The 16,923-nt window shown below is 73.2% G+C and carries 11 protein-coding genes and 1 pseudogene; 5 read left to right on the top strand and 7 right to left on the bottom strand.

Annotated features, from left to right (window positions below):
• Positions 1 to 114 precede the first annotated feature (114 nt).
• On the bottom strand, positions 115 to 2,691 hold the full coding sequence (locus ACH01S_RS31770; RefSeq protein ID WP_067900158.1) for an FtsX-like permease family protein: 2,577 nt from the start codon (positions 2,689 to 2,691) through the stop codon (positions 115 to 117).
• Between the two features lie 231 nt (positions 2,692 to 2,922).
• On the opposite strand from ACH01S_RS31770, the gene ACH01S_RS31765 reads away from it, so the two are divergent.
• On the top strand, positions 2,923 to 3,489 hold the full coding sequence (locus ACH01S_RS31765; protein ID WP_067900155.1) for a dihydrofolate reductase family protein: 567 nt from the start codon (positions 2,923 to 2,925) through the stop codon (positions 3,487 to 3,489).
• Here the strand turns inward: ACH01S_RS31765 and ACH01S_RS31760 are convergent.
• Both ACH01S_RS31760 and ACH01S_RS31755 read right to left on the bottom strand, forming a co-directional pair.
• Positions 3,486 to 4,409: a Sco1979 family transcriptional regulator gene (locus ACH01S_RS31760; RefSeq protein WP_083981370.1), complete on the bottom strand. Its 924-nt coding sequence runs from the start codon at positions 4,407 to 4,409 to the stop codon at positions 3,486 to 3,488. The genes ACH01S_RS31765 and ACH01S_RS31760 overlap by 4 nt on opposite strands.
• A complete protein-coding gene (locus tag ACH01S_RS31755) occupies positions 4,406 to 5,242 on the bottom strand; it encodes an SAM-dependent methyltransferase (RefSeq protein WP_067900153.1) in 837 nt (278 codons plus the stop codon). The genes ACH01S_RS31760 and ACH01S_RS31755 overlap by 4 nt, the downstream gene beginning before the upstream one ends.
• Positions 5,243 to 5,508: 266 nt before the next feature.
• On the opposite strand from ACH01S_RS31755, the gene ACH01S_RS31750 reads away from it, so the two are divergent.
• From ACH01S_RS31750 to ACH01S_RS31740, 3 genes are all read left to right on the top strand, one after another.
• Positions 5,509 to 5,862 carry a YciI family protein gene (locus ACH01S_RS31750; protein ID WP_067900152.1) on the top strand — a complete coding sequence of 118 codons (354 nt, stop codon included), beginning with the start codon at positions 5,509 to 5,511 and terminating at the stop codon, positions 5,860 to 5,862.
• An 884-nt stretch (positions 5,863 to 6,746) separates the two neighbouring features.
• Positions 6,747 to 8,024, top strand: coding sequence for an RNA polymerase sigma factor (locus ACH01S_RS31745; protein ID WP_342786994.1), 1,278 nt, complete (start codon positions 6,747 to 6,749; stop codon positions 8,022 to 8,024).
• Between the two features lie 196 nt (positions 8,025 to 8,220).
• Entirely contained in the window at positions 8,221 to 9,162 is a 942-nt protein-coding gene (locus ACH01S_RS31740) for a threonine/serine dehydratase (protein WP_067900149.1), read from the top strand.
• A gap of 86 nt (positions 9,163 to 9,248) precedes the next feature.
• Here the strand turns inward: ACH01S_RS31740 and ACH01S_RS31735 are convergent, their stop codons facing one another.
• The 3 genes and pseudogenes from ACH01S_RS31735 to ACH01S_RS31725 form a co-directional block, all read right to left on the bottom strand.
• A complete protein-coding gene (locus ACH01S_RS31735) occupies positions 9,249 to 11,786 on the bottom strand; it encodes a DUF7824 domain-containing protein (RefSeq protein ID WP_067900147.1) in 2,538 nt (845 codons plus the stop codon).
• A 79-nt stretch (positions 11,787 to 11,865) separates the two neighbouring features.
• Positions 11,866 to 13,071 carry a serine hydrolase domain-containing protein gene (locus tag ACH01S_RS31730; RefSeq protein WP_246236593.1) on the bottom strand — a complete coding sequence of 402 codons (1,206 nt, stop codon included), beginning with the start codon at positions 13,069 to 13,071 and terminating at the stop codon, positions 11,866 to 11,868.
• 274 nt (positions 13,072 to 13,345) lie between these two features.
• Positions 13,346 to 14,248, bottom strand: a pseudogene (locus ACH01S_RS31725) (RNA polymerase sigma factor); the annotation flags it as partial.
• 198 nt (positions 14,249 to 14,446) lie between these two features.
• On the opposite strand from ACH01S_RS31725, the gene ACH01S_RS31720 reads away from it, so the two are divergent.
• Positions 14,447 to 15,079, top strand: a complete 633-nt coding sequence (locus tag ACH01S_RS31720; RefSeq protein ID WP_067900142.1) for a TetR/AcrR family transcriptional regulator — start codon at positions 14,447 to 14,449, stop codon at positions 15,077 to 15,079.
• Positions 15,080 to 15,093: 14 nt separating this feature from the next.
• Here the strand turns inward: ACH01S_RS31720 and ACH01S_RS31715 are convergent.
• The coding region (locus ACH01S_RS31715) for a pyruvate carboxylase subunit B (RefSeq protein WP_157406338.1) at positions 15,094 to 16,923 on the bottom strand (1,830 nt) is incomplete at its 5' end.

The raw sequence follows: 16,923 nt of genomic DNA, 5'->3' as shown, positions 1-16,923 counted from the left end.
AGCCCCCGTCGTCCCACGGCCGCTCATGATCATTGAAAGGTGACGGGTACCACAAGGGGCCGTGATGATTCTTTGACTATTCGAAACTATTCCGCAATAAGGACAAATCACCCTTTAGGTGCCGGTTCGCAGCACCGTTCCCGGGTCGGGGTCGAAGGCGCGGTCGACCGCGACGGTCGCGGCGGCGGCCAGCAGCAGCGCCCCGGCGAGCCCGAGCAGCGCGGGCGGGTCCGGGACGTAGGCGATGACGGAGTGGCCGCCCGTGTAGGGGCGCAGGTCCACCGCCGGGCCGGTGATCTGCGGCAGCAGGAGGCCGAGCACCCAGCCCGCGCCCACCGCGCACAGCAGCACCGGCGCGACCTCCACCAGCGCGAGGAGGCGGCCCTGCCGCCGGCTCAGCCCGAGCATGCGCAGGGTGGCGGTCACCCGGCCCCGGGCCTGCGCGCCCGCGACCAGCACGAGCAGCACCGCGAGCAGGCCGAACGCGCCGGCGATGAGCGCGCCGTCCCGGAACGTGCCGTGCACGACGCCGACCATGGGGCCCCGCGTCAGGGCGCGCAGCTCGTCCTCCCGCATGCGGACGTCGCGTCCGGGGACGGCCGCGCGCAGCGCCTTCGCGTCGATGCGCCGCCCGGCGACGAAGACCTCGCGCGGGAAGCCGTGCTCCTCCGCGACCAGCCGGTACGGGACGATCACGAACGCGGTGCCCGCGTCCTGCCCGGGGAAGCGGTCGATCGTCCCGGCCGGCGTGACCCGCAGCGGGTCCAGCCCCGGACGGCTGAGCACCACCGGGCCCGACCTGATCGTCTGCGCGGCGAGCGGCGACATGAGGACGCCGGAGCGCGGCACGTCCGGGACGCCGGGCGCGAGCTTGCGGTAGACGCCGAGGTCCACGCCGATCACCGTCATCGGCGCGGGGTCCGTCGCGATGGACGCGTTCTCGATGACCCGCGCCGTGACCACGCCCGTCACGCCCGGCACGGCGCGGATGCGGCGGAGCGCGGCGTCGTCCAGCGGTCCGGCCGTGACGCGGGCGTCCGCGCCGGTCCGCGCCCAGGACGCGCGCTCCTGCCCGGCCCGCAGCTCGGCGTTCACCGTCGCGGCGAACCCGGCGACGGCGGCGGCCAGCAGCAGGACGGCGAGCGGCAGCGCCCCCACCGGGTTCTGCCGGCCGGCGCGGGCGAGGCCGAGGAACGCGACCGTCCCGCGGCGGCGGCGCAGCGCCGGGCCGGCGGCCCGCAGCAGGTACGGGTAGCCGCGCAGGACGAGCACCCCGGCCGCCGCGCCGAGCAGCACCGGGACGGCCGCGACCAGCGGATCGGCCCCGGCGCCCGCGCCGCGGCGGCGCAGCAGCACGACGCCGGTCGCGGCGAGCGCGATCAGCAGCACCTCCACGACGCGGCGCCGCCGGGACGGGCGGGCGGCGGCCACGTCGTCCCGCCGGTCCGCGCCGGTCCAGGCCCGGCGGGTGCCGAGCACGGAGCCGACCGCCGCCACCGCGAGGGCGGCGACCGCCGACGCGCCGACCACGTACGCCGAGGACGGCTGCGGCGGACCGGCGTCGAGCAGCCGTCCGGCCAGGTAGCCGAGCGCGGCGGACGGCACGACCGCCGCCGCGGTGAGCCCGCCGCCGAGCGGCGCGAGCTGCCGCGCCGCCGCGCCGCGCGCCCGCATCAGCCCGAGCGCCGGACGCAGCCGCTCGCCGAACAGCCCGGCGGCGAGCAGCAGCACCCCGGCGGCGACGCCCGCGAGCCCGCCGAACGCCAGCGCGAGGACGGACTGCGCGGCGCGCAGGCGGCCCAGGTACCCGTCCAGCCGCGTGTCGAGGACGGTGCTCACGGTGCAGGGGAAGATGTCCGCGCGGCCGGAGACGGCGGAGCGGTAGGCGTCCAGGGCGGCGGCGACCTCGTCCGCGTCGCGCGCGTCGACCTCGCCGGGGCGCACCGGGAACCGCCAGGTGAAGTTGAGCATGCGGGTCGACGTCCGGGTGATGGTGCTGTAGCCGTCGCCGTCCATCAGCGCGGTTCCGAGTTCGGCTTTCGTCCCCTCGCTGTCGATCGTGACCTTCTGGGGCTGCAGCATGCTCGGGTGCGGCGCCCAGTAGGGGTCGGCGGCGTTCAGCGGGGCGTACACCCCGGCGACGCGGGCCTTGACCATCCCCGGCTGCTTCCGCTCGAACAGCTCGATCCGGTCGCCGGGACGGTAGCCGAGCAGGTCGGCCCACGTCTTCGGGATCAGGACGCCGATCTCGTCGGGTCCGGCCGCGCCCCACGGCAGCGACGGCTCGCCCGCCACGATCCGGATCCGCCGGGAGGCGTCCGGCGCGAAGTTCAGCGCGAGCATGCGCGGCCGCTTGAACCGTCCGATGACCGTCAGGTCGGCCGTCGCGATCGACGGCTCGGGGTCGCCGGTCACGCGGGCCAGGGACGACGGCAGCAGCGACCGCCAGCCGACCGCCGCCGACGCCATCGCCTCGCCGGAGGAGATCCGGCCGAACGCCGCCGCGCCGCCCGCCTTGCCCCGCACCTGCACGTCGGTGCCCGCCACCGCGGCGGCCGCGGCGCGGTCGTAGGCGGCGGCCGTCCGGGCCGGGACGAGCACGGCGAGCAGCGCCGAGACGAACGTCAGCAGGGCGAGGCCCGCGAGAGGCGTCCAGTGCGCGCGGGCCAGCCGCAGGGCGGGTGCGGTCACCGTTCGTCCCCCATTCGCAGGCGCGCGGCGGGGAGGACCCGTCCGGTCATCGGCCCTCCGGCCGGGCGCGGGGCCCCGCGGCCGCACGTCCGCCGATGATCATTCAGCGCGGCGCGGGCCACAAGACGCCGTGACGAGTCCTTGACCGTTCGCAGACCTCCCCGAGATAAGGACACGCCGCCGAATCGGCCCGCCCGAACCTAGGCTGGCCCGGCGCACTCCGGGGGGACCATGCGGAAGATCATCAACTCGACCTACGTGTCGCTGGACGGCGTGGTCCAGCGACCGCACGACTGGACCGCCCCCTACTTCCAGGACGAGGCCGCCGCCTACGCGCGTGACCTGCTGTTCTCCTGCGGCGCCCTGCTCATGGGCCGCCGGACGTTCGACGGCTTCTCGCAGGCGTGGCCCGCGATCGGGGACGCGGCCGGGGACTTCGGCGTCCGGATGAACACGCTCCCGCACTACGTCGTGTCCGACTCGCTGCGCAAGCCCGGGTGGGGCGACACGACGGCGATCCCGCGCGACGCGGCCGTCGCGGAGATCACCAGGCTCAAGGAGCGGGACGGCCTCGACATCCTCCAGTACGGTTTCGGCCCGGTCTCCCGCACGCTCGTCCGGCACGGCCTGCTGGACGAGCTGCGCCTCTGGATCCATCCCGTCCTCGTCGGCACCGACCGGCCGGGCGATTCGCTCAACCACGCGGGCTTCGCCGCCGCGTTCGAGCTCGCGGACACGGCGGCGTTCTCGACCGGCGTGCTCGTCGCCACCTACCGCCCGCGCCCGCACGGCCGCTAGACGAGCTGGTGCAGGACGTCCCGCAGGATGCTCTGCGTCTCGACGGGCGGCTCCGCCTGCACCCCGAGCCGGTTCAGGACGTCCCGGTACCGGGTGATGTCGGCCGGACGGTCCGGATAGACCGCGCCGGTGAGCTGCTCCATGTAGACGACGTCGGGCAGCTCCGGCTCGGCGAACCGCAGCAGCGTCAGCGGCCCGCCCTCCGCCGCGTGCCCGCCGCACGCGAACGGCAGCACCTGGACGGTGACGTTCGGCAGCCGCGCCATGTCGGCCAGGAACCTGATCTGGTCGCGCATCGTCTCGGGGCCGCCGACCGTGCGGCGCAGCGCCGCCTCGTCGACCACGGCCCACAGCTTCAGCGGGTCGGGGCGCTCGAACACCCGGCGGCGGCGCATCCGCAGCTCGACCCGGCGCTCGACCTCGTCCGCGGACGCCTCCGGGTGCCGCGCCGCGACCAGCGCGCGGGCGTAGTCGCGCGTCTGGAGCAGTTCGGGGATGTCCTGCACCGCGTACACGCGGGCCACCACGGCGCCCTGCTCCAGCCCGAGGTACGGCTCGAACCAGGTGGGCACGACGTCGCCGTACTCCTGCCACCAGCCCGGCCGGTTCGCGTGGTCGGCCAGGTCGAGCAGCGGCTCGCGGCGGTCGGGGTCGGTCACGCCGTAGAGGGTCAGCAAGTCCGCGACGTCGCGTTCCTTGAACCCGACCCGGCCCAGCTCCATCCGGCTGATCTTGGAGTGCGAGCCGCGGATCTCATAGCCCGCCTTCTCCGTGGAGATCCCGGCCGCCTCGCGGTAGCGGCGCAGTTGCGCGCCGACCAGCATGCGCAGCACGGTCGGGCCCGCCGTCCGCGGACCCTGCGGCGGGATCAGCGACGCCGTCTCGTCCCAGGGGTCGCCGGTCATCTCGCCCGCGCTCATGCCGGTCCCGCCGGGGGTTTGCGGCCCACGGCGCAGAACTCGTCCACCTCGGCGGGCGGCCCGAACGGGCCGGGCTCGGCCCGCCACCGCGACACCGACACGACGCCCGGCTCCAGGATCTCCAGGCCGTCGAAGTATCCGCCGATCTGCTCCGGAGTACGCAGGTGGTAGGGGGTCTCGCCCGCGTCGTTCCACAGGTCGATCGCGGACCGGAACGCCTCGCCGGTGAGGACGTCCGTGCCGTCGGCGACGGCGAGATGGCTGCCCGGCGCGAGCGCGGCCATCAGCTCCGTCACGATCGCGCGCGCGTCGTCGTACTCGGGGACGTGCCCGAGGATGTTCAGCAGCATCAACGCGACGGGACGGTCGAAGTCGAGCGTTCGCGCGGCCTCGGCCAGGATCCGGCCCGGGTCGCGGAGGTCGGCGTCGATGTAGTCGGTGACGCCCTGCGGGCTGCTGGTCAGCAGCGCGCGGGCGTGCGCGAGGACGAGCGGGTCGTTGTCGACGTACACGATGCGGGCCTCGGGCGCGACGCGCTGCGCCACCTCGTGGGTGTTGTCGACGGTGGGCAGCCCGGTGCCGATGTCGAGGAACTGCCTGATCCCGGCCTCGGCGGCCAGGTACCGGACGGCGCGGGACAGGAACGACCTGGAGTGCCGGGCGACGTCCACGATCTGCGGGTAGACGCCGACGAACTGGTCGCCCGCGGCGCGGTCGACCGGGTAGTTGTCCTTGCCGCCCAGCCAGTAGTTCCAGATGCGCGCGGACTGCGGGACGGTGCTGTCGATCCGGGGCTCGTTCTGCGCACCGTCACCCGGTGCCGGGTCTTCCACGGGAAGGCCTCCTCGGACGAAAGAACCTTACTACCGGACGAAGTTACTCGTTAATCGCTGACTTGCCCACCGGAAGATTGTCCTACTTCGTAGCCATCTCGGCGGTTCTGCACGGGGATCGTCCGCGCATCGCCTGTGACCTGGAACGATACGGGCTCGGGGAAAATTCTGAAAGAAGTTCGGCTGACATGTCGATCCGGGGCCGACCCGTTCGACGCGTCAGTGAAGGCCCGGGAGGGACCCGGCCCGCGAGAGAGGAGCCCGCCATGCGGTTCTTGCTGATGACCACCGACGACAACTCCGACGCCGCCCCGCCGGACGAGGCGATGATGGCGGAGATGGGCAAGTTCATCGAGGAGACCTCCAAGGCGGGCGTGCTCCTCGCCACCGGCGGCCTGGAGCCGGGCGGCACCCGGATCACCTCCTCCGGCGGCAAGATCACCGTCACCGACGGCCCGTTCGCCGAGGCCAAGGAGGCCGTCGTCGGCTTCGCCCTGATCGAGGTCCGCAGCCGCGAGGAGGCCATCGAACTCTCCAAGCGCTTCTACTCGATAGTCGGCGACGGCGAGGGCATCATCCAACAGGTCTTCGGCCCCGAAGACCCTTTCCCCACCTCCTAACCCCCGGGCGGCCCGCCCAAAACCACCCCCGCCCCGGCGGGCCGCCCCCACCCCCACCAACCTCAAAACAACAAGAACCCCGCACCCCCACCGCCCTCACACGACGGCCCCACCGCAACTACACAGCGTCCCCCACCAGGCTCACACGACGGGGCACCGCCGAAGTTGCGCAGCGTCCCCCGCCAGGCTCACACAGCGCTCGGCCGGGGTCGCACGACGGCCGCCGTCAGGCTCACACGACGGCCCCACCAGAGCAGCGCAGCACTCACCACCGGGCCCACACAACGCCCGCCCGGCCTCACACAACGGCCCCCACCACAGCTGCACAGCGCCCGCCGCCGCCGGGCTCACACGACAGGGCACCGCCGGAAAGAACCACCGCGCCCCCACAACACCCGCCCAGCCTCACACGACGGCCGCCACCAGAGTTTGCCCGGCGTCACCACCGGGCTCGCACAACGCCCGCCCAGCCTCACACCACGGCCCCACCGGAACAGCGCAGCGGTCACCACCGGGCTCATACAGCGCTCGGCCGGGGGCGCAGGGCGGGCGACGTCGGGCTCACGCGGCGGCCCCACCGGAGTAGTGCAGCGGTCACCACCTGGCTCGTGCAGCGCTCGGCCGGGGGCGCACGGCGGGCGACGTCGGGCTCGCGCGGCGGCCCCACCGGAGTAGTGCAGCGGTCACCACCTGGCTCGTACAGCGCTCGGCTGGGGGCGCGCGGCGGGTGCTATTGGGGTTGCGGGGCGTCCGCTGCCGGGCTCATGTGGCGCTCGGGGGTGGGTGGCGTTGGGGTTGTGCGGCGGGTGGTGGTGGGTTCGTGCAGGCGGCGGGGGTGGTGTTGAGGTTGCGTGGGGGGTGGTGCGGGTGCTGTCATCGGCGGCGTGACGACTTCCGACGGCGTGTCCGCCCGGGGATCCGGGGTGCACGCGAGCATCGACGCTGTGTGGCGGCTGGAGGCCGCCCGCATCATCGCCGGACTCGCCCGGATGGTGAACGACATCGGGCTCGCCGAGGAACTCGCCCAGGACGCGCTGGTCGCCGCGCTCGAACAGTGGCCGGAGTCAGGCGTCCCGGACAACCCGGGGGCCTGGCTCATGGCCGTCGGCAAGCGCCGCGCCATCGACCGGATCCGCCGTCACCAGCGCTTCGAGAGCAAGCTCGCCGAGCTCGGACGCGACCTGGAGACCCAGGCCCCGCCGGAGATCGACGTCCCCGACGAGGAGCACATCGAGGACGACGTGCTCCGCCTCGTCTTCACCGCGTGCCATCCCGTCCTGTCCACGCAGGCGCGGGTCGCGCTGACGTTGCGCATGCTCGGCGGCCTGACCACGGACGAGATCGCGCGGGCGTTCCTCGTGTCCGAGGCGACGGTGGCGCAGCGGATCGTCCGGGCGAAGCGGACCCTGTCCGACGCGGGCGTCCCGTTCGAGGTGCCCGAGGGCCCGGACCGGGCGGCCCGGCTGTCGTCCGTCCTGGAGGTCATCTACCTGATCTTCAACGAGGGGTACACGGCCACCGCCGGGGACGACTGGCTGCGGGCCGACCTGTGCCGGGAGGCGCTGCGGCTCGGCCGCGTCCTCGCCGAACTGGCCCCGCGCGAGCCCGAGGTGCACGGGCTCGTCGCGCTGATGGAGATCCAGGCGTCGCGGACGCGGGCCCGCACCGGGCCGGACGGCGAGCCGGTCCCCCTGTTGGAGCAAGACCGCGGACGCTGGGACCGCCTGCTCATCCACCGCGGCTTCGCCGCCCTGCTCCGCGCGAAGGAGATCGGCGAGCCGCCCGGCCCGTACGTCCTGCAGGGCGCGATCGCCGCCTGCCACGCCCAGGCCCTCGCGCCGGAGGACACCGACTGGGCGCAGATCGCGTCCTTGTACGGAATCCTCGCGAGCGTCGCCCCGTCCCCCGTCGTGGAGCTGAACCGCGCGGTGGCGGTCGGTATGGCGGACGGCCCCGAAAAGGGACTGGAGATCGTGGACGCGCTGCTGGACGAGCCGTCCCTGCGCGGCTACCACCTGCTGCCGAGCGTCCGCGGCGACCTTCTGGCCCGCCTGGACCGCACGGCCGAGGCCCGCGCGGAGTTCGAGCGCGCCGCCGCCCTGACCCGCAACGCCCCCGAACGCAAGGCCCTCCTCCGCCGAGCCGCCGCCCTTCCCCACTGACCCCGGCATCGTCTCTAAGTCGCCGACCTCCCCCGCTAACCCAGCGCCCCGTACCAACGGCGCCGCCCCAGAGCCGCTGGCCTTCCCTGTCGACCCGGCGTTCCGGCCTGGTGAGGGAGGTGAATAGGGGTGTCTTCGGAGGGGGTGTCATGTGCCAAGGTGGGTTTGGTACTGATACCGGCCGGAGGGAATCCCAGTGATCGCTCATTCGGATGTCGACGCCGCGACCGCCCGCGTAGCGGGCGAGATCCGCCGTACCCCGGTCATCGCGGTCGATCCCGGTCCGCTCGCGCCCGCCGAGCGGATGTGGCTGAAGCTGGAGCTGACCCAGCACACCGGGTCGTTCAAGGCGCGCGGCGCGTTCAACCACGTCCTGGCCGCGCGGGACGAGGGACGCCTCCCCGAGACCGGCGTCGTCGCGGCGTCCGGCGGCAACGCCGGGCTCGCGTTCGCGTACGCGGCGGCGCGGGCGGGCGTCCCCGCCGAGGTGTTCGTGCCGGAGACCGCGCCCGCGGTGAAGGTCGCGCGGCTCCGCGCGCTCGGCGCGTCCGTGGTCCAGGTCGGCACCCGGTACGCCGAGGCGCAGGACGCCGCCACCAAGCACGCCGCCGACACCGGCGCCCTGTTCTGCCACGCCTACGACCTGCCCGAGGTCTGCGCGGGCCAGGGCACGCTCGGCGTGGAGATCCTGGAGCAGACCGGCGGCGAGGTGGACACCGTCCTCCTCGCGGTCGGCGGCGGCGGCCTGATGGCGGGCGTCGCCACCGCCCTCGACGGCCACGCCCGCGTCGTCGGCGTCGAGCCGGAGCGCGCCCCGACGCTCGAACGCGCCCTCGCCGCCGGACGCCCGGTCGACGTGGACGTCTCCGGCGTCGCCGCCGACTCCCTCGGCGCCACTCGGCTCGGCGAGATCGCCTTCGCGGTCGCGACGCGGACGGAGGTGCGGCCCGTCCTCGTCACGGAGGAGGCGATCGTCGAGGCCCGCCGCTTCGTCTGGGAGGAGTACCGGCTGGCCGTGGAGCACGGCACCGCCACCGCCGTCGCCGCCCTCCGCTCCGGCGCCTACCGTCCGTCCCCCGACGAGCGGGTCGTGATCGTCCTCTGCGGCGCCAACACCGACCCCTCCGACCTGCACTAGACGCCGCCCGTCCGGCCGGGTGCTGAGGCCAGGGCGTGCTTCGCGATTCACAGTGTCGGTCCGGCGGCGCCGCATCGGTTCACCGCCTATCCGGCCAGGTAGGTGGAGAGGGCGCGGGCTTCGCGGGCCACGTTGGTGGAGGCCTTGCGGGAGGCCAGGGCGTCCAGTTCGGGGATGCGGGTGCGGGCGTTCGACCAGCGGGCGGTGCGCAGGCCGAGGGCGATCAGCCGGTCGAGGCCGTGCACCGGGCGCTGCCCTGGGGCCGGGCAGAGCACGGGCAGGGCGGCGGCGATCGTCCGCCAGACGGCGGCGTGGGCGCCGACGTCCACCGCGCGTTCGAGGGCGTCGATGATCCGGGCGAGCCGGATGTCGCCGTCGAGGACGAGCCGTCCGATATGGCGGCCGAACGCGGCGGCGGGCAGGTCGCCGCGGGCGGCCATGGTGTGCAGCGCCAGGTCGGCCCGCCCGCTCCGCCGCGCGGTGAGCTGCCGCGCCAGGAAATGCCCGACGGCCTCGGCGAACGGCCCGTCGCCGGGGACGAGCCCGATCACCTCCTCGACCGGCGCCCCGACCTCGAAGGCGTACCGGCCTTCCACGAGGAGCGGCAGGACGTGCGCCGCGACGACCTCCGGATGGGACGGCAGCAGCCGCGGCCAGGTCGCCCGGTACCAGCCGTGGCCGTCGCCGCCGTGCTTCGGCGGGGCGGTGAACACGGCGTCGACCAGCGGCAGCCCGGTCGGCGGCACGCTGATCACCGGTTCGGGGCGGCCGCCCTCGAACGGCCGCATCGATACCTGCGGGACGGGGAGCCCGCCGTCCGCGAGGAGGCGCGCGACGGCGCGTCCGGCGGACGATGTCAGCGCGGCGGCCCGCTTCACCGCGTCCGGGTCGATCTCGCGCGGCAGCCGCAGCAGGGCCTGCTGGAGATCGGCCGGGCCGGGGTCGGCGCCCGCCGCCTGGAGCCGCTCCAGGCGTTCCACCAGTGCCAGCGGGTCGAGGTGCCCGGTCGGCTCGGTGGGGGTGGCGAGGAGCACCGGGGGCGGCGTCCCGTCCTCGACGGCGGCGTACAGCTCCGCGTACCGGCTCAGGTAGAGCAGGTTCGGGCCGCCGACGACGTGGGCGGGCGGGAGCCGGTGCCGCCAGCCCGCGGACAGCGGACCGGAGCCGGTCAGCGCCCGTCCGATCGCCATCATCCATTCGTGGGGGCCGCGCCAGCGGTGGTCGGACTCCAGCCCCGGATAGAAGACGTGCCGCAGGACGGGCTTCAGCGCCGCCTTCACGGCCTCCGCGTCGTCCCAGGTCAGCCGGACGAACGCGGCCATCGTCCGCTCGGCCTCGGCCCAGTCGGACCGGAAGTCCTCGACGGCCTCGGCCAGCTCCGCGACGGTGGTGATCGGCGATGGAAGCGGGGGCAGCGGCTCGGGCGGCGGGGGCGGGACGAACGGGGGCGGCGGCGGGACGTCGGCGCCCCCGTCGGGATCGGCGACGTCGCCGCTGAACCGGGCGGCGACCTGCGCGCCGAGGTCGGCGGGGAGCAACGGGACCGCGTCGGCGAACGCCCGCCCGTCGGCTCCGTCCGGGAACCGGAGCGCGATGCGGACGGCCCGCTGCCGCACCGCGTACGACTCGTGCCCGAACGCGCGGGCGAGCGCGGGCGCGCAGCTCGCGGCGAGGCCCGGCCGCCGCTGGACGGTCCGCTCCAGCCAGGACAGGCCCGACCTGACGAGCCCGGCCTCCGGCCGGAACAGCACGCCGTCCAGCGCCTCGACGACCAGCTCGGACGGCAGCGCGGGTACCTCCCTGAGCAGCCCGAGGGCGAGGTCGGCGACGGTGCCCGGCGCGGACGGGAGCAGCCGCGCGTAGTCGCGGGCGTGGGCGCTGATCTCGCGTTCCCGCGCGGCCGGGTCGTCCGGCAGGAGCAGGCCGTGCAGGCGGACGAAGAAGCGCAGGTCGCGGGCCGTCCCGCCGCGCAGGAACCGGCGGACACAGCCGTCCAGCAGCATGCGCCGGTCGACCTCGCCCCGGGCGGCGAGCGTGGCCAGCGTCCGCGGCCAGGACGGGCGGTCGCGCAGTTCGCGGCCGACGCCGTCCGCCTCGAAGACGCGCGGGAGCAGGAACGGGAGCAGCGGGTCCTTCGCGCGGGGCGGCGCGGACGCCACCCAGCCGACGACGAGCGGGTCGTGCTCGGGCGGCTCGATCCCGGTCTCGGCCAGCAGCGCGAGGACGAGGTCGAGCCCGACGTGGCGCGGGCCGCGCAGCCGGAGCGTGAGCCGCCGCGCGAGGTCGGCGAGCCAGGCGTCGTCGCGGTCGGCCCAGAGGCCGAGGAGGAGGTCGGTGTCGCCGTGCTCGCCGGACCAGCGGGTGCTGAACTCGCGCCGGTTGAGCCAGGCCGCGACCGCGGACGCGCCGCTCATCGTGCCCGCGCCCGCCGCGCGGAAGGCGGGCGCGTGGTCGAGGACGTCCTCCCAGGGCTCGTACCGCGACCGCACCTCCCTGAGGTGGCCGGGCAGCGCCCTGGCGACCGCGCGGCGGTCGGCCGCGTCCAGGTCGCGGACGGCCGCGGCGACCGCGTCGGCGTCGCGCTCGTCGATGAGGGCCGCGATTCGCTTCGTTGCGCTCGGCATGTCGAAGACGCTAGGACCCGCCACTGACAGTTCTTCGAACTCGCAGGTCAGCCCGCAGAAAAGGGCGCTGCCTCGAAGATCAGCGCCCGGCGCGCACCAGGTGCAGCGGCAGCAGTTGGACGGGCCGCTGCGGCTCCTCGGGCCGCGCCGCGGGACGGCTGCCGCACAGCGCCTCCACGACGTGCGCCGCGAGCGCGCTGTCGATCGGATGCGGAACGGGCGTCCCGTTCGCGTCGAGCTGCTGGTACATCGTCAGGTTGAACGCGACCGTGACCTGGCGTTCCCCGCCCGCGGACGACAGGGACTGGGTGCCCGCCCCGAAGACGAGGCCGTCGTGGCCCCAGAACGTCCCGCAGGGGAGGTCGAGCGAGTAGATGCCGAGACCGTATTTCATGAGGACGTTGCCGTCCGCGTCCTTCACGGGGACGGTCCGCTGCATCTCCTCCAGGGCGGCCTTGCCGATGAGCCCTCCGGTGAGGAGCTTGCGGTAGAAGCGGTTGAGGTCGTCCGTGGTGGAGACCAGCGCGCCCGCCGTCCATCCCCAGCTCATGTTGAACGTGCTGTAGTCGCGGGGCGGTTTGAGGTGCTGGTAGAGCGACACGTACATGCGCGGATGCGGTCCGACTATCCACGGACCGGACGGGAAGTACGTCTTCTTCAACCCGGCCTTGGCGATGACGTGCCGGGTGACGTACTCCTCGGCGGTCGTCCCGGTCACCTTCTCCAGGAGCCGTCCGGCGATGATGTAGTTCGTGTTGGAGTACGACCACCGTTCCCCTGGCTCGCCTGTGCGCGGTGCTTGCAGACCCCACTGGATGAGCTGCTCCGGCCGGACGTAGCGGAAGCGATCCTCGTCCAGGCTCTGAGAAGACAGCGCCTTCAGCGAGGGGAAGGCAGTGAGGACGTAGTCACCGATCCCGCTGGTGTGGTTGAGAAGCATCCGCACGGTGACCTGTTTCCCAGGACGTTCCGGGATGAGGTTCGGCAGGTACCGTCCGACCGGTGCGTCGAGGTCGATTCGGCCTATCTCGACCTGCTGGAGGATCGCGGTCGCCAAGAACGACTTGGTGATGCTGCCAATCCGCTGACGCATGCCGGGGGTGACGGGACGTCCCGTCCGGACGTCCGCGACCCCGGACGCGCCGTCCCACGCGGTGCTCCCGTCCTGCGCGGCGGAGAACAGCCCGTACATCCCCGCCTCGTGCGTGGCGTCGAGGGTCGCGCGCAGTTTCGCGGGGTCGAACGGTCCGGTCGGCGGCTGAACCACCGCGGGTGCGGACGTCACTGCAGTAGTAGGGGCGGTGACTGCTGTAGGGGCGGTGAACGCGCCCCCAGATGTCTCTGCCCAAGCAGGGGACTGCATCAGCGAGAACGCCACGGCGACACCCACCGTGGCGCGCGTGACCCGCCCTCGCCGCCCGAACCGCCTCGCCATCGTTCCCGTCTCTCAGCCGCCGTCCGCGTCCACGAGAAGTGTCCTCGGAGATCGTCCCCGCTGTCACCCCGTCGCGGGACGAGTTCCGTGTCACACAGGCGTGCGGCGGCTGTACCCGCCCGGTCTAGCCGAGCAGGTCGGCGAGGGTTTCCCGCCGTGACGGGTGGCGCAGTTTGTGCATCCCCTTCGACTCGATCTGCCGGATCCGCTCCCGCGTGACCCCGTATACGCGTCCGACCTCTTCCAGGGTTTTGGGCTCGCCGCCGGACAGCCCGAACCGGAGCGAGATCACGCCCGCCTCCCGCTCGGTCAGCGTCTCCAGGACGGCGTCGAGCCGCCCGCGCAGCATCGAGGACGCGACGACGTCGGCGGGATCGCCGCCGTCCGGGTCCTCGATGACGTCGCCGAGCTCGCCGTCGCCGTCCTCCCCGAGCGGGGTGTGCAGGGACAGCGGCTCGCGCGCCTGCCTGCGCAGCCACTCGACCTTCTCCGCCGTGATGTCGAGTTCCACGGCCAGTTCCCGCGCGGTCGGCTCGCGGCCGAGGTCCTGCATCATCCGCCGCCGGACGCGCGTCATGCGGTTCAGCACCTCGACGACGTGGACGGGGATGCGGATCGTGCGGCTCTGGTCGGCCAGCGCGCGGCTGATCGCCTGCTTGATCCACCAGACGGCGTAGGTGGAGAACTTGAGGCCGCGCCGGTACTCGAACTTCTCCACAGCGCGGATGAGCCCGAGGTTGCCTTCCTGGACGAGGTCGTTGAGCGGCAGACCGTGGCCCATGTAGCGCTTGGCGAGCGATACGACGAGACGGAGGTTGGCCTCCACCATGTGCTCTTTCGCGCGTGCTCCGTCTGCGGCGATCCACTCCAGGTCCTCCTTGTCCTGGAGGCTGAGGTCGTCGCCTAGGGTTTCGAGGCGCTCGCGGGCGAACAGACCGGCCTCGATGCGTTTGGCGAGGTCGACCTCCTGCTCGGCAGTGAGGAGCGCGGTGCGGCCGATGCGGGAGAGGTAGTCCTTCATCGGATCGACCAGGTTCACGTTCACGGTCGCACGGGGGGTCGCGCTGGGCGCGTGGCTGGCGTTCAGGGCGGTGTCCTTTGCTCGTCCTGCCGGGCGGGAACGGGTCACCCGGTCTCGGTACCCGATAGTCTCGCGACCTAAACTTTGAACGAGCCTAGAAATATACTTATTACAAATTTAGGTCGCCCATGGAACAATGAGGTGATGGGACTCCGGGAGATGAAGAAGCAGCAGACGCGGCAGAACATCTCGAACCAGGCGACACGCCTGTTTCTGCGGCACGGCTTCGACCGGGTGACGATCGCCGACGTCGCCGCCGCGGCTCAGGTGGCGAAGATGACCGTCACCAACTACTTCCCCCGCAAAGAGGACCTGGCCCTCGACCTGCGCGACGCGTTCGTCGAACGGCTCGCCGCGACCGTCGCCGAGCGGCCGGCGGGCGAGCCCGCGCTCGCCGCGCTGCGCCGGGAGTTCCAGCGGGCGGTCGACCGGCGCGACCCGGTGATCGGCTTCTCCGGCCGCGACTTCGCGCGCATGCTCGTGCAGAGCCCGGCGCTCGTGGCGCGGCTCCGCGAGTTCCACGAGGAGCGCGAGGCCGCCCTGGCCGCCGTCCTCGCCGCGGAGACGGGGGCGGGCCCGGACGACCCGCTCCCCCGCCTCGTGGCCGCGCAGTTGGGCGGCGTCCACCGCGTCCTGTTCCAGGAGACCCTCCGCCGCACCCTGAACGGCGAGACCGACGACGAGATCGCCGCCGCGCTCACCGCGTCCGCGCGGACCGCGTTCGACCTGCTCGAACCGGCCCTCGCCGACTACGCCGGGACGCCCTCCCCGAACTGACCCTTTCGGCACGGTCAGGCGATCACCAGGAGCAGGTCGCCCGCCTGGACGGGCGTGGCGCCCTTGACGGCCAGCCGGTCGACGGTGCCCGCCACGGGCGCGGTGATCGCGGCCTCCATCTTCATCGCCTCGATCGTGGCGACCACGTCGCCCGCCGCGACCTCGTCGCCCTTCGCCACGCGGAGCGTCACCGACCCGTCGAACGGCGCGGCGACATGGCCGGGCTCGTCCGGGTCGGCGCGTTCGACCGGCGGCGCGTCCGACGCCACGGACTTGTCCCGGACGGAGAGGGTGCGAAGCTGCCCGTTCACCGTGCAGATCACCTGCCGGACGCCCGCCTCGTCCACGTCGCCGACCGCTTCCAGAGCGGCGAGCACCCGCACGCCCGGTTCGAGGTCGAACGCGACCTCGTGTCCTGTGCGCAGGCCGTAGAGGAACGGGCCGGTGGGCAGGACCGAGAGGTCGCCGTAGGCGGCGCGTGCCTCCCGGTAGTCCTTCGCTGGGCCGGGGAAGAGGAGACGGTCGAGCGTGTCACGTACCTCTGCCCCGGCCAGGGCCTTCTCTTCCGTGCTGGTGAGTTCGGCTCGGGCGGGCGTGTATTGGCGTCCTGCGAGGGCCTTGGTGCGGAACGGTTCGGGCCATCCGCCGGGCGGGTCGCCCAGTTCCCCGTTCAGGAAGCCGATGACGCTGTCGGGGATGTCGTAGCGGTCGGGGTTCTCGGCGAAGTCGTCCGGGGCGGCGCCCGCCGCGACCAGGTGCAGTGCCAGGTCACCGACCACCTTGCTGGACGGGGTGACCTTCACGAGCCGTCCGAGGATCGCGTCCGCCGCCGCGTACAGCCGTTCGATCTCCTCGAAGCGGTCACCGAGGCCGAGCGCGACGGCCTGCTGCCGAAGGTTCGACAACTGCCCGCCGGGGATCTCGTGCCGGTAGACCCGTCCGGTGGGTGACGGCAGACCCATCTCGAACGGCGCGTACAGCTTCCGGACGGCTTCCCAGTACGGCTCCATGGAGGTCAGCGCGTCCAGGTCGATGCCGGTCGCGTGGGCGGTGAAATCGGTCGCCGCCACGATCGCCTGGAGCGGCGGCTGGCTCGTGGTCCCCGAGAGGGGCGCTGCGGCACCGTCTACTGCGTCGACCCCAGCTTGGATGGCCGCGATGTAGGTGCCGATCTGCCCGCCCGCCGTGTCGTGGGTGTGCAGATGGACCGGGAGGTCGAACCGCTCACGCAGCGCCTTGACCAATGTGTGCGCGGCGGGCGCGCGGAGCAGACCGGCCATGTCCTTGATGCACAGGATGTGGACGCCCGCCTCGACGAGTTCTTCCGCCAGACGCAGGTAGTAGTCGAGGGTGTAGAGCTTCTCGTCCGGGGACGACAGGTCGCCGGTGTAGCAGAGGGTCCCTTCCACCACGGCATGGGTCTGGAGAACCGCGTCGATGGCCGGACGCATGCGTTCCACGTCATTCAGCGCATCGAACACACGGAAGATGTCGACTCCCGTACTGGCCGCTTCCTTCACGAATGCCCGCGCCACCGAGTCCGGGTAGGGCGTGTAGCCGACGGTGTTGCGCCCTCGCAGAAGCATCTGAATGCAGAGGTTCGGTGCGGCTTCACGGATCGCGGCGAGCCTGTCCCAGGGCGACTCCCCGAGAAAGCGAAGCGCGACGTCGTACGTTGCCCCGCCCCACGCCTCGACGGAGAAGAGCTGAGGCGTCATGCGGGCGAGATAGGGGGCGGCGGCGAGAAGGTCATAGGTGCGTACTCGCGTCGCGAGGAGCGATTGGTGCGCGTCCCTGAACGTCGTGTCGGTGACGGCCAGAGCGCTCTGCGACCGGAGTTGCTC

The sequence above is a fragment of the Actinomadura chibensis NBRC 106107 genome (assembly GCF_001552135.1).
In the GTDB taxonomy this organism is placed as follows: Bacteria; Actinomycetota; Actinomycetes; order Streptosporangiales; family Streptosporangiaceae; genus Spirillospora; species Spirillospora chibensis.
Note: the sequence above shows the minus strand (reverse complement) of the source record. Positions and strands in the feature narration are given on the sequence as shown.